At 62.2% G+C, this 12,929-nt stretch carries 14 protein-coding genes and 1 tRNA gene; 13 read left to right on the top strand and 2 right to left on the bottom strand.

Features of this window, described 5'->3' with window-relative positions; genetic code table 11:
• Positions 1-22: 22 nt before the first annotated feature.
• Positions 23-997, bottom strand: coding sequence for a complex I NDUFA9 subunit family protein (locus V6L75_RS18055; protein WP_334252868.1), 975 nt, complete (start codon positions 995-997; stop codon positions 23-25).
• 174 nt (positions 998-1,171) lie between these two features.
• On the opposite strand from V6L75_RS18055, the gene V6L75_RS18050 reads away from it, so the two are divergent.
• The 12 genes from V6L75_RS18050 to V6L75_RS17995 all read left to right on the top strand — a co-directional run bounded on the left by V6L75_RS18050 (position 1,172) and on the right by V6L75_RS17995 (position 10,956).
• Positions 1,172-1,257: transfer RNA gene (locus V6L75_RS18050), tRNA-Leu, on the top strand.
• A 150-nt stretch (positions 1,258-1,407) separates the two neighbouring features.
• A complete protein-coding gene (locus tag V6L75_RS18045; protein ID WP_334252867.1) occupies positions 1,408-2,028 on the top strand; it encodes a ribonuclease D in 621 nt (206 codons plus the stop codon).
• Between the two features lie 253 nt (positions 2,029-2,281).
• A complete protein-coding gene (lptC, locus tag V6L75_RS18040; RefSeq protein WP_334252866.1) occupies positions 2,282-2,941 on the top strand; it encodes an LPS export ABC transporter periplasmic protein LptC in 660 nt (219 codons plus the stop codon).
• Positions 2,938-3,483 carry a lipopolysaccharide transport periplasmic protein LptA gene (gene lptA / locus V6L75_RS18035; protein ID WP_334252865.1) on the top strand — a complete coding sequence of 182 codons (546 nt, stop codon included), beginning with the start codon at positions 2,938-2,940 and terminating at the stop codon, positions 3,481-3,483. The genes lptC and lptA overlap by 4 nt, the downstream gene beginning before the upstream one ends.
• Before the next feature lie 97 nt (positions 3,484-3,580).
• Positions 3,581-4,363 carry an LPS export ABC transporter ATP-binding protein gene (gene lptB / locus V6L75_RS18030; protein ID WP_019963591.1) on the top strand — a complete coding sequence of 261 codons (783 nt, stop codon included), beginning with the start codon at positions 3,581-3,583 and terminating at the stop codon, positions 4,361-4,363.
• Positions 4,364-4,435: 72 nt separating this feature from the next.
• On the top strand, positions 4,436-6,004 hold the full coding sequence (gene rpoN / locus V6L75_RS18025) for an RNA polymerase factor sigma-54 (protein WP_334252864.1): 1,569 nt from the start codon (positions 4,436-4,438) through the stop codon (positions 6,002-6,004).
• Between the two features lie 283 nt (positions 6,005-6,287).
• Entirely contained in the window at positions 6,288-6,878 is a 591-nt protein-coding gene (gene hpf / locus V6L75_RS18020; protein WP_334252863.1) for a ribosome hibernation-promoting factor, HPF/YfiA family, read from the top strand.
• Between the two features lie 79 nt (positions 6,879-6,957).
• Positions 6,958-7,425 carry a PTS IIA-like nitrogen regulatory protein PtsN gene (ptsN, locus tag V6L75_RS18015; protein ID WP_334252862.1) on the top strand — a complete coding sequence of 156 codons (468 nt, stop codon included), beginning with the start codon at positions 6,958-6,960 and terminating at the stop codon, positions 7,423-7,425.
• 211 nt (positions 7,426-7,636) lie between these two features.
• Positions 7,637-8,647: a zinc-dependent alcohol dehydrogenase gene (locus V6L75_RS18010; protein WP_334252861.1), complete on the top strand. Its 1,011-nt coding sequence runs from the start codon at positions 7,637-7,639 to the stop codon at positions 8,645-8,647.
• 4 nt (positions 8,648-8,651) lie between these two features.
• Positions 8,652-9,053 carry a 6-pyruvoyl trahydropterin synthase family protein gene (locus tag V6L75_RS18005; protein ID WP_334252860.1) on the top strand — a complete coding sequence of 134 codons (402 nt, stop codon included), beginning with the start codon at positions 8,652-8,654 and terminating at the stop codon, positions 9,051-9,053.
• Positions 9,050-10,135 (top strand): glycosyltransferase family 4 protein, encoded by a 1,086-nt coding sequence (locus tag V6L75_RS18000; protein WP_334252859.1) that lies wholly within the window; start codon positions 9,050-9,052, stop codon positions 10,133-10,135. Before V6L75_RS18005 ends, V6L75_RS18000 begins: the two co-directional genes overlap by 4 nt.
• A 20-nt stretch (positions 10,136-10,155) precedes the next feature.
• Entirely contained in the window at positions 10,156-10,956 is an 801-nt protein-coding gene (locus V6L75_RS17995) for a class I SAM-dependent methyltransferase (protein WP_334252858.1), read from the top strand.
• 70 nt (positions 10,957-11,026) lie between these two features.
• Here the strand turns inward: V6L75_RS17995 and V6L75_RS17990 are convergent, their stop codons facing one another.
• The gene (locus tag V6L75_RS17990) at positions 11,027-11,686 is read right to left on the bottom strand and encodes a RibD family protein (protein WP_334252904.1); all 660 of its coding nucleotides are present in this window, start codon (positions 11,684-11,686) and stop codon (positions 11,027-11,029) included.
• Positions 11,687-12,152: 466 nt separating this feature from the next.
• On the opposite strand from V6L75_RS17990, the gene V6L75_RS17985 reads away from it, so the two are divergent.
• Positions 12,153-12,686, top strand: coding sequence for a cytochrome b (locus V6L75_RS17985; RefSeq protein WP_334252857.1), 534 nt, complete (start codon positions 12,153-12,155; stop codon positions 12,684-12,686).
• Positions 12,687-12,929: the final 243 nt, after the last annotated feature.

Below are 12,929 nucleotides of genomic sequence, written 5' to 3'. Positions count from 1 at the left end.
GATCCTTTCCCTGCGTGGCCCTTCAGGCCACGCGGTGGGCATCATACTGCCCGTGCTCGCGGAAGCGGGTCAGGTAGGACGGCAGGATGGCCGCCAGTGAAGACGGGTTGATGCTGAGACCTGCCAGCGTGCGGCCTTCCGATTCGGCGGCAGCCGAAACAACGTTGTCCACACGCAGCATCCGCACCTGATCCACGGTCAGCGGCGGCTTGGGCAGCAGCTGCAGCATGCGGGCCTGCATTTCGGCCGCGCCGAAGGGCAGCGGCAGCAGCAGGCGCTTGCGGCGGGTGATTTCCAGCATCAGCTCAAGGCATTCCTTGAAGCTCTTCACTTCCGGGCCGCCCAGTTCGTAGATGGCGCCCGGCTTGCAGCCCCCATCCACAGCCGTGGCAACCGCATTTGCAACATCACCAACGTAAACCGGCTGGAATTTTGTGACCCCGCCGCCGACGAGCGGCAGAACCGGGGACATGCGTGCCATTGCGGCGAAGCGGTTGAAGAAGTCATCTTCAGGGCCGAACACGATGGACGGGCGCAGGATAACGCTGTCCGGGAGCGTTTCCAGAACACCAGCCTCACCCGCTGCCTTGGAGCGGGCATAGGCGGCAGGAGAGGCTGCATCCGCGCCGATGGCGGAGACGTGGACAATGCCATTCAGTCCGGCAGCGCGGGCGGCTTCCGCAATGGCGCGCGGACCGAAGCCCTGCACGGCATCAAAGCTCTGACGGCCGGACTGATAGAGAATCCCCACCAGATTGACGACCGCATCCGCCCCCTCGACGGCGCGGTCCACAGACCAGCGGTAACGCAGATTCGCCTGAACCGGCATGATCTGACCAACGCCGCCCAGCGGCTGCAGGTGCTCGGCCAGATCCGGACGGCGCACGGCCGCGCGAATCCGGTAGCCGCGGCGTGCCAGTGCAAGCACCACATGGCGGCCGAGAAAGCCGGAAGCACCGAAGACGGTAACGAGTTTTCCATTGAGCGCCGAATGCATGGCGGCCGGCTCCTTGTCGCGTCACTTGAAGCAATGGGCCGCCTGGATGGCGGCGCACCAAGGGTTCTTAGCCCTTTGATCCCCGCCTGTGAAGGCGGCATGTGTGCAAATGCATTTTTCTCTCAAAAGGATGATTGACAAGCTCTCGGAGCGCCCCTAAAAGCCCTCCTCACAGCCCAGGTGGCGGAATTGGTAGACGCACTAGTTTCAGGTACTAGCGCTCACAAGGCGTGGAGGTTCGAGTCCTCTCCTGGGCACCAAATTTCTGGATCACTACCAAGGTCCAGATCGAAAAGGTCCGCGAAAGCGGGCCTTTTTCGCATTCTGGCGCCCCTTGATACGATCCCGGATCTTGCCCCCTTCAAGGGAATGTGCTGAAAGAACCCGACGCAACTTCAGGATTTCCGCTCATGACCATCCGTTACCACAAGAACGACCTGCCTGACCTTTCCCACTATGAGGGGGTGGAGGCTGTCGCAGTGGACACGGAAACCCTGGGCCTCAATCCGCACCGCGACCGGCTGTGCGTGGTGCAGCTGTCGCCCGGTGATGGCTCCGCAGATGTTGTGCAGATCGCCCGCGGCCAGAAGTCGGCCCCGAATCTCGCCCGCCTCTTCACTGATCCGGCCAAGGTGAAGATCTTCCACTTCGCCCGGTTCGATCTGGCTGTACTCTATCAGTATCTCGGCATCACCGTGTCGCCGGTCTGGTGCACCAAGATTGCCTCCAAGCTGGTGCGGACCTACACGGACCGGCACGGCCTCAAGGACATCACCCGCGAATTGGTCGGCGTGGACCTGTCGAAGCAGCAGCAGAGCTCGGACTGGGCCGCCGAAACGCTGACGGATGCGCAGCTTGCCTATGCTGCGTCCGACGTGCTGCACCTTCATGCGCTGCGTGCCCAGCTGCAGATGATGCTGGAGCGTGAAGAGCGCACTGGCTTTGCGCAGGCCTGCTTCGAGTTCCTTCCCACCCGTGCGCGCCTTGATCTGCTGGGCTGGGAAGAGCAGGATATTTTTGCACATAGCTGAACAGGCGCTTCCGGCAGCCTGATTGGGTACTGCGTTGCATCTTTTTAACGTTCGGCGCATACCCCATATACGCTTGCGTGTTTGGAAGGCAGTGCGGCGCAATTCCCGTATGGCGTGCAATTGCGCAAGCGTGGTGCGATGAGCCTGTGGGCGGCCATGAAAACGGCTTAAGCCTGCGTCAGGTGAATGTGCCCAACCCCTTGCGGGCGGGGCTCGCATGACGGTGTGACGCGGCCGTGCGCCGGGAGAGAAGATGGATCAGACGACACAGCGCTCCGTAGATGCGGCAGATGGGCGGGTTAACAAGGCCCGTGCAAACGCACGCCGCCATTCAGGCCGTGTCCGCGCCCTCCGCATCCTGCTGCCTGTGCTCGGGCTTATCGTGCTGCTGGGCATGGGCGGTCTGATCTTCGTCTTCAATCTCCTGAATAGCCTTGGCATCGGCAATGTAACGCTGACGTCTGACGGCCTGGTCATGGACCGCCCTGAACTGTCCGGGAATGACGGTGAGCGCACCTACCGGGTTGTGGCGGAGCGGGCCATCCAGCGCCTGACAGATCCGCGTATCATCGACCTGGAAATGATCACGGCCGAGATTGTTTCCAATCCGGAAGACAAAGCGCAGATCACATCCGACAAGGGCACCTATGACAGCAGCGCAGAGACGCTGAAGCTCTTCGAGAATGTCAGGATCAACTGGAGCGGCAAATATGCCATCGAGTTCCAGAGCGTCGATGTTGACATGAAGACTGGCGCCGTCGTGACCGACAGGGCGATGCAGGTGCAGTCGGATGGCGGCGATATTCAGGCCAATGGCTTCACATATGATCAGGAAAATGGCATTGCCCGTTTCACTGATGGTATCAAGATGGTGCTGCGACCCGGCGCCGACAAAACGGAGAACCCGCAATGAAGGGTATCAGGACTTTGCTGACCCTCGCCGCACTGGCGATTGTACCCGTCGGGGCCTCCGCCCAGACCTTCAACAACGCGTTCCAGGGCTTCGGCCAGGACAACGACCAGCCGATCCAGATCGAGGCAAAGGAGCTTCAGGTCGAGGACAATTCCAAGGTGGCAACCTTCACCGGCGACGTGGTCGTGGTGCAGGGCGAGACCACATTGAAGACCCAGCGCCTGAAAGTATTTTATGATGGCTCGGCCACTCAGGGCGCCCAGCAGGATATTTCGCGCCTCGAGGCTTCGGGCCGTGTTTTCATTACCTCGAAAGACCAGACGGCAACGGGCGATGAAGCCGACTTCGACATGGCCACAAACATGATGGTGATGACCGGCCGTGAGGTCGTGCTGAGCCAGGGGCCGAATGTGGTTGTCGGCAACAAGCTGACGGTCAATCTGACCACGGGTCAGGCGGATCTCGAAGCGCCCAAATCCGGCCGTGTGAAGGTCCTCATTCAGCCCAACAGCCTGAATAACACTCCGCCGGCCGGAAACTGAGCTTTTCATCCGCCGCGATGGGAGAGCGGCGGATGGCTGGCCCGAAACGTGTGCAAGAGCTGTCTCTTACCGTCAGGATGTTTTCCGCGTGAAATGGTTGCCTTTCCCCTTCTCCGGCCGTGACGCCGCCGGACCTGAATCCGACGAAGCCTATGCCGGCGGCGCATTGACGGTCGAAGGCATCGGCAAAAGCTACCGCAAGCGCCAGGTGGTCAAATATGTCTCGCTGACGGTCAATCCGGGTGAGTCTGTCGGGCTGCTGGGACCGAACGGGGCGGGCAAGACGACCACGTTCTACATGATCACGGGCCTGATCCGCCCGGATCAGGGGCAGATCACCCTGTCCGGCTTTGATATCACCAGCTTGCCCATGTACCGCCGCGCCCGCCTTGGCATCGGTTACCTGCCGCAGGAAGCGTCGATCTTCCGCGGCCTCAACGTGGAAGACAACATCCGCGCCGTGCTGGAAGTGGTGGAGCCCGACAAGCGCCAGCGCGAAGCCGATCTGGATGAGCTTCTGGCCGAGTTCGGCCTCACCCATCTGCGCAAGTCTCCCTCCATCGCCCTGTCGGGCGGCGAGCGCCGCCGCGTGGAAATTGCCCGCGCGCTAGCAACCCGTCCGTCCTTCATGCTGCTCGACGAACCCTTTGCCGGTATCGATCCCATCGCCGTGGGCGATATCCAGCAGCTGGTCCGCCATCTCACTCAGCGCGGCATTGGCGTTCTGATCACCGACCATAATGTCCGCGAGACGCTTGGTCTGATCGACCGCGCCTATATCATCGCGTCTGGTGAAGTGCTGACCGAAGGCGCGCCGCATGACATCGTGGCGGACCCGGATGTGCGCCGTCTTTACCTCGGAGAGCAATTTACGCTTTGAACAGGGCGCTGGTGCTGGGTTATAAGCAAGAAACGGACCAAAAAGCACCAGGATAGGAAACGCCCCCCGCCCATGGCAATCTCGACCAAGCTTGAGATGCGGCAAAGCCAGTCGCTGATCATGACGCCGCAGCTCATGCAGGCGATCAAGCTGCTGCAAATGTCCAATCTCGATCTGGTTGCCTATGTGGAGGCGGAGCTGGAGCGTAACCCCTTGCTGGAGCGCACGGAAAACGGCGACGGCTCCGGTGCGGCAGACGGGCAGGGCGGCGATCATGACAGTGCTCATGATGCATCCGGTGGCGATGATTTCGAGGCTGGCGGCGGCGAATTCAGCAGCAGTGACGGCGCTCCCTCCGAATGGCTGAAAAGCGACCTTGAGCCGCAGGCCGAGGCCATCGCGTCGCAGATGGACACCGATCTGGGCAACGTATTTCCAGATGAGCCCGGCGTGTCCGCAGCGCCGGAACCGGCCTCGCTTCTGGGTATCGACAGCCACCGGGCCAGCAGCTCGGCCTCCTCCGAGGACTATAATCTCGAAGCCTTCGTGGCGGAGGAAGAATCCCTCATTCAGGTGCTGATGGACCAGATGCATCTGGCTTTCGCCGATCCTGTCGACAAGATCATCGGACAGCACCTGATCAACAGCCTTGATGAGAACGGCTATCTGCATCTCGATCTGGAGGAAACCGCTGCGCAACTCGGCATTCCGGCAGCGCGCATCGAGGCCGTTCTTGCCGTGATGCAGGGTTTCGAGCCTTCCGGCGTCTTTGCCCGCTCGCTGGCCGAGTGCCTCGCCCTGCAGTTGAAGGAGCGCAACCGCTTCGATCCAGCAATGGAAGCCATGATCGCTCACATCGAGCTGCTGGCGCGGCATGACTATCCGGCGCTGCGCCGCATCTGCGGGGTGGATGAGGAAGACCTTGCTGACATGATCGCAGAGATCAAGGCGCTGGACCCGCGGCCCGGCCGGGCCTATGGCTCCTCTATCGTGCAGCCCATGGTGCCGGACGTGCTTGTGCGCCCTGCCTCGGACGGGGGCTGGACGGTTGAGCTGAACACCGACACCTTGCCGCGTGTGCTGGTGAACCAGACCTATTTCGCCTCTATTACCCGCAACGCCCGCAACGAGACCGAGCGCAGCTATCTGACCGATTGCCTGCAGACAGCCAACTGGCTGGTGAAGAGCCTCGATCAGCGTGCCAAGACCATTTTGAAGGTGGCGACAGAAATCGTGCGCCAGCAGGACGGCTTTCTGACCTATGGCATCGAGCACCTGCGGCCGCTGAATCTCAAGACCATTGCCGATGCCATCGGCATGCATGAATCCACGATCAGCCGCGTGACGTCCAACAAGTACATGTCAACGCCGCGCGGCATCTTCGAGCTGAAGTATTTCTTCTCCTCCGCCATTTCGGCGACGGAAGGCGGCGATGCCCATTCGGCCGAGGCCGTGCGCCACCGCATCAAGCAGATGATCGACGCCGAATCGCCGGACGATATTCTGTCCGACGACACGATCGTGAAGCGCCTCAAGGACGACGGAGTGGACATCGCCCGCCGCACTGTCGCCAAATACCGCGAGGCCATGCACCTCGGCTCTTCCGTGCAAAGGCGCAGGGAAAAGAAGGGCTTGGCCTGAAGACAGCAAAAATTAATCGCGCTCTCTTCCAGGTGGTGCTCACAAAGCGGATTTGTGCTCCTATATGAATCAGACGGGACGGTTGATCCGCCCGGCTATCGAGGCTGTCAGAGCCGCCAATTGACTTTACGGGCAGTGCCGCCTATAGCACCGCCCGCGAAAGCAATGTCAGGGGTATGGCGCCGAAGTGCCGTATGGGTCATGCTGTACCGTCCGGGGCGAAAGCTCCGCGAGCCGGCTCCGGCCGGCAGGAAACGGCCCATGAAACAAGAAGAGGTCCCCCATGACATTGCGGATTTCGGGTAAGAACGTTGATGTTGGCGATGCAATGCGCGTCCATGTCAACGACCGGATCGCCGACGCGCTGTCGAAGTATTTCGACGGTGGTTTTAACGGGCATGTCACGTTGACCCGCGAAGGCGCGGGCTTCAAGACGGAATGCTCGTTGCATCTGGACACGGGGATCGTGTTGCAGGTGTCCGGAGAGGACCATGACCCGCGCGCGAGCTTTGACCGCGCTGCGGACAGGATTGAAAAGCGGCTGCGCCGGTACAAGCGCAAGCTCAAGGCGCATCACAGCGTGGCCAATGGCGCGCAGCGCGAGTTCTACGAGGCAGCGTCCTACGTGCTGGCCTTGCCTGAGGAGGAAGAGGAAGTTCCGGCGGACTTCAATCCGCTGGTCATCGCCGAGACCTCGGCACGGATCAAGACCCTCACCGTCGGTATGGCGGTCATGGAACTGGATCTGTCCGAAGCCCCGGTCGTCGTCTTCAAGAGTGCCGCAAATGGCGGCGTGAACGTCGTCTACCGGCGCCCTGACGGCAACATCGGCTGGATTGATCCAGCCTTGATTGGACAGCAGGCGGCCAACTAGGCCATCTTGTCTTCAAGTTCTGCACTCCCGGCGGGGCAACCTGCCGGGAGCGTTTTTGAGGACCAAACGGAAAAGAATGATGGATCTGAGCGATCTGATATCTCAGGAAGCGGTTGTCGTCGGGTTGAAGGCGAGCAGCAAGAAGCAGGCTATTCAGGAGCTGGCCACCAAGGCCGCGGAACTGACCGGCCTGTCCGAACGCGAGATCTTCGACACGCTGCTGCAGCGTGAGCGGCTCGGGTCCACCGGTGTGGGGCATGGCGTCGCCATTCCCCATGGCAAGCTGGTGAAACTCGACAAGCTGGTTGGATTCTTCGCAAGGATGGAGAAACCGATCGACTTCGATGCGCTGGACGACCAGCCGGTCGATCTCATCTTCCTGCTGCTGGCTCCGGAAGGGGCGGGCGCAGATCATCTGAAGGCCCTGGCCCGGATTGCCCGGCAGCTGCGCGACACCAAGATCGCGGGCGGTCTGCGCTCAGCACCGGATGCAGATACAGCCTTTGCGCTGCTGACTCAGCCGCAGTCGTCTTCGAACGCGGCCTGACCGGCCGGAAAACCGGCGGCAGGCGCGTCTGGCGTCTGGCGCAAGGACCGCAGAGTTTTCAAACACCCTGCCTGGGCATGCCCGGCAGGGTGTTTTCGTCTGATTTTCAGGCTGAGACATATTTTCCGTCATCAGAGCCTGTGCGAACTGCTCCAGTCTGTGCGAGCCTGCGTATGAGAAACAAGACATGCAAACTGCAGGACAGGCAGCAATGACAGCTGATGAGGACGCCGGGAACGGGCAGCAGACGGCCACGGCGCTCTGGTATGTGGACAGCGGTGTCTGCGAGTTGCGCCGCGAGCAGCTTCCGCCTGTGGAGCCCGGCAGGGCGCGGGTACGCACACTGGCAAGCGGCGTCAGCCGTGGCACGGAGCGGCTGGTTCTGGGCGGACAGGTTCCTGAGGCCGAGTGGCAGCGCATGCGTGCGCCACTGCAGGGCGGAGACTTTCCCTTCCCGGTCAAATATGGCTATGCCGCCGTGGGCCGGGTCGAGGCGGGGCCGCCGGAGCGGCTTGGCCAGACTGTTTTCTGTCTGCATCCCCATCAGGATGTTTTTGATGTGCCGCTTGAGATGCTGGTCCCGGTGCCGCAGGGCATTCCTGCGGAGCGGGCCATTCTGACGGCCAACATGGAAACGGCGCTCAATGCCCTGTGGGACGGAGCGCCCGCACCCGGTGATCACATCTGTGTGGTGGGCGGCGGCGTTCTCGGGCTGCTTTGCGTCTTTCTGGCCGCCGGCATTCCCGGCACCCGCGTGACGCTGGTGGATGTCGATCCTTCCCGCGCGAAGATTGCTGCCTCTTTCGGGGCTGGCTTTGCCTTGCCCGGTGAGACGCCCAGGGACCAGGATCTCGTTATCCACGCCAGTGCCTCGCCCGCAGGCCTTGCCACCGCGCTCAGCTGCGCCGGGGATGAAGCCACCGTGCTGGAGCTGAGCTGGTATGGCGCAAAGCCTGTATCCGTGCCGCTTGGGTCTGATTTTCACAGCCGCCGGCTGGTGCTGAAATCCACGCAGGTCGGGCGCATACCAGCTCAGCGCCGCAACCGCTGGAGCTTCCGCCGCAGGCTGGAGACGGCGCTGTCGCTGCTGGCAGATGACCGGCTCGATGCGCTGCTGCACCCCGTCCTTTCCTTTGCCAGCCTGCCCGGGCGCCTGCCGCATGTGCTGTTGCACGACCGTTCAGCGCTGGCGCCGCTTGTTGTTTATGACCAACCGGAGTGAGTGAATGTTTGCCGTTGAAGTCCGCGACCATGTGATGATTGCCCATTCCTTCAAGGGAGAGCTGTTCGGCCCGGCGCAGGCGCTGCATGGGGCAACTTTCGTGGTCGATGCCGCCTTTCTGGCGGACCGCCTGGATGCCAATGGTGTTGTGATCGACATCGGCCGTGCCCATGATGCACTGAAGGAAGTGCTGTCGCCGCTGAACTACCGCAATCTCGATGAAGTGCCGGAGTTCGCCGGGATCAACACCACCACCGAGTTCCTGACCAAGCATGTGCATGACCATCTGGCACAAGCTGCAAGGGACAACCGGTTGGGCCGTCCGGGCAACGAAATCCATGCAATCCGTGTGACCATCTCCGAATCCCATGTGGCCCGAGCCTGGTATGAGGCGCCTGTGGCATGAAAAGTGAAGCCTCTGCCCCCAAAGCCCCCGTTGTCTTTGCTTTCCCGGGCGATCTCGACACGCCGACCGGCGGGTATGGCTATGACCGGCGCATCATCGCCGGGCTGAGGGAACTTGGCAGAGACGTGAAACTGCTGGAACTGGGGTACGGTTTTCCCTTTCCGGAGCAGGAGGTGCTTAGCAACGCTGAAAGGGCCCTTGAGGCGCTGCCGGACGGCACACTGCTGGTGGTGGATGGTCTCGCTTATGCGCTGCTGGGTGCCGCCGCCGCGCGCCTCGCGCCACGGCTGACACTCGTATGCCTGCTGCATCATCCGCTGTGCCTTGAAAGCGGTCTGGATCCGCAGACTGCCAGCCAGCTTGAGGCGGCTGAACGCGACGCCTTGCGCCATGCCCATGAAGTGATCGTCACCAGTCACGCAACGGCGGAGCGCGTGCGGGTGCTTTTCGCCGTGCCATCAGCGCATCTGCACGTGGTTGAGCCTGGTACGGACAGGGCACCGCAGGCCATGGGCAGTGGCGGGCCGGTTCTGCGTCTTCTGGCCGTTGGCTCCATCGTGCCGCGCAAGGGGTATGACGTGCTGGTGGAGGCGCTAGCCGGGCTGACGCAGTTTGACTGGCAGCTGGAAGTGGCCGGCGGCATTCTGGATGAAGCCTGCCACGCTGCAATCCTGCAACAGATCGCGGCATATGGGCTGGAACAGCGGATCACCCTGCACGGCGCATTGTCCAGCACCGTGCTGGAGGCAGCCTATGCTGCGGCTGATCTTTTCGTGCTTGCCAGCCGCTATGAGGGCTTCGGCATGGCCTTTACCGAGGCGCTGGCCCGTGGATTGCCTGTCATCGGCAGTGGCGGCCCTGCGGTCGAGCGCAGCTTGTCCGGCGGCGGCGGGATCTATGTGCTGCCCGGCAGCGTAGAAGATTTACGTGAAGCACTGCGCAGGCTGATGACCGGCAGTGCCTTGCGCCAGCAGTTGGCCGCAGAAGCGCGCGCTGCGGCAGAGCGGATGCCGGACTGGACGGAGGCTGCGCGGCAGTTCTCGGATGCGCTTGATGCAGCCGGGATCCGCATCCCGGCGTGATCAGGAGAGAGGAAAGACGGATGGCCGGATTTTCGGCTGAATGGCTTGCTCTGCGCTCCCCCGTCGATGAGGCGGCGCGCAACACCGCCGTGGAAGCGGCATTTCTCGACGCCCTGCCGCAGGGGCGCCCGCCGCATCTGACGGATCTGGCCAGCGGCACGGGTGCAACCGTCGCCGCGCTTGCGCCCAGGCTTGCCCAGGGTCAAAGGTGGCTGTTGACCGATCATGATCCGGCCCTGCTGGCACAGGCCAAGATCCGGCTGGCGGGTCTCGCCGGAACTGCCATTGACTGTAGGGAGACGGATCTGGCCGCAGGTTTTGGCGTTCTGGATCTGGCAGCAACGGATGGGGTGACGACATCGGCCTTTCTGGATCTGGTCACGGCCGCCTTTGCTGATGCCCTTGCCGCTGCGGTCAGCGCTGCGGGCAAGCCCTTTCTCGCCAGTCTCACCTATGATGGCCGTGCGGTCTGTTTTCCGCCCCATCCGCTGGATGAAACCGTGCGTCTTGCAATGAATGCGCACCAGCAGACGGACAAGGGCTTTGGCCCGGCGCTGGGCCCGGATGCTGCGGCCTATACGATTGGCGCCTTCGAAAGGGCAGGCTACCGGGTGGTGCAGGGCACGTCCGACTGGCAGGCCGGGCCAGAGCAGGGTGCTTTTCAGGAAGAGCTTGTGCGCGGCTGGGCAGACGCCGCCCGCGATATGGGCATTGATGCTGCCGGTCTGGCGGGCTGGCTCGCCTTCCGTCTGGCTGAAATCGCTGCCGGCCGCTCAACTCTTCAGGTCGGCCATCTCGACATTGCCGCCTTGCCTCATTGAGAGCTGGTCAAGCCCGTGCTGCACATGAGCAAGTTCAAGGCATGAGGCACGAGCATCAAAGGCCCTGCTATCAGGAATAGACCGGGCAGGACCGCAGGTCGCAATCGAGCAACACCTCGTCTCCGGCCTGATGGGGCGTCATGCGCGGACGCAGGGCCTCCTGCAGGGTCTGGATTGGCGAAAGCTCCAGCCCCATTTTCCCCGCGCCGATGATCATCGGCGCTATGAGCAGGTGCAGCCGGTCGAGGCTGCGTGCGGTGATGAAACGTGAAATTGTCTGGCTGCCACCCTCGATCAGGATACGGCGCAAACCCGCCTTTGCCAGAGCCTGAACTATAGCCGATGGACAAAGCCCGCCACAGGCAAGCCGGGGCAGGCGCAGCACTTCCACCCCTTCGGGCCAGTCTCCCTCTGTGCCCACGGCGGTCACAGCCAGGTGCCGGGTGCCGTCATCTTCAAACAGGCGCAGGTCGCGCGGCACACGGCCATTCGGATCGATGATGGCCCGAGCAGGGTTCGGCCCTTCCACAAGGCGCACATTCAGCTGCGGATCGTCGGCGATGGCCGTTCCGGCGCCAACCACCACCACATCACAGACCGCACGCAACCGGTGCAGATGTGACAGGCAGCCGGGGCCGTTGATGTATTTTGAATGACCGCTGACCGTGGCGATGCGTCCGTCGAGGGATTGGCCAAGCTGGCCGACCACGCGCGTTTCATCCGGCCTCATGTGGATCAAAGGGCCAAAAAGGCTCTCCCACCGTTGCGGCAGGGGTTTTCCGGGCGCGCGGGCTGCGGCCAGCACTGACCGCCAATCCTCGTCTTCGGCAAAGGAAGTCAGGCGGAGCGCTGGATCCCGCTGGGGCCGATGCTTTGCCGCTTGCGTCGTTTGGCCTGCTGTCAGTGCCGCTGGCATCCGTGTTGACCTCACTTCGCGCCTCTCCACCCTCTGGTTTCAGGGCCAGTGATGCTGCGGCATTCTGGCCTGAAATACTCAAACACCGCCTGGCGCACCCTGGCCTGAAGTTCGCCCTCGAACCAATTTTAGCAGGGGTAAATAGGGTTTACCCTGTCTTTGTCGATTTTACGCACGCAGGAGGTGTTCCGATGCAGGCCTCACGTAATCGTGACAGGCCTTGCCTTCAGCGCCATGCATGCGATCCTGCGTGGCATAAAGGCAGCAGGGAGAGGCCGTGATGGGAAGCGATACGTTCCGGTATGGTGGCGGCGCCCGCCTGTTTCACTGGGTAACGGCGGGGCTTGTTCTGGCCATGGTGCCGGCGGGCTTCATCATGATCCGTGTCGGCCCTGGCAGTCTGCAGAACAGTCTGTTCGACTTTCACCGCTCGGTTGGCGTCGTGCTGATGGTGTTGACGCTGGCGCGTCTCTTCTGGCGGCTGCGCCATCCGCCGCAGCCTCTGCCTGCTTCCATTCCCATCTGGCAGCGCCGGGCGGCAGAGACGGTCCATGTGCTGCTTTATGGCTTTCTGCTCCTCAATCCATTGATCGGCTGGGTGGCGACGTCTGCCTATGGCGCAGCCATTCAGGTGTTCGGCCTGTTCACCCTGCCGCCGCTGACAGGGCAGGACCGGGAACTGGCGGCCAGTCTCTTCCGCCTGCATATGGTGCTGGGGCTGGCCTTCACCGCCCTCGTCTTCCTGCACATTGCAGCGGCGCTGCATCATCATTTCGTGCTGCGGGATGACACGCTGCGCCGGATGCTGGTGTAGGGCAAGGCAGCTTCCGGTCCACAAGCCCATGCAGACACGCTGCCTTGGCGGTTTCCTAAGGGAAAAGACCTGAGAACGCAGAGTAAGTTTATCGCTGGTTAATGAAATCAGACGAATTGCAGTCTTGATTTAACTGTATTGTATCTTTGCGCGTGCCATGATCCCCACGATTGCCTATCCTCGCTGCCAAGTTCCATCACTGGCTGGTGCGCAAGGACATGGCTGGCGTTGTTTGGGGTTGAT

The organism is Pannonibacter anstelovis (assembly GCF_036881715.1).
Taxonomy (GTDB): Bacteria; Pseudomonadota; Alphaproteobacteria; order Rhizobiales; family Stappiaceae; genus Pannonibacter; species Pannonibacter anstelovis.
The sequence above is the reverse complement of the archived record's forward strand: the minus strand, read 5'-3'. Positions and strand labels throughout refer to the sequence as shown.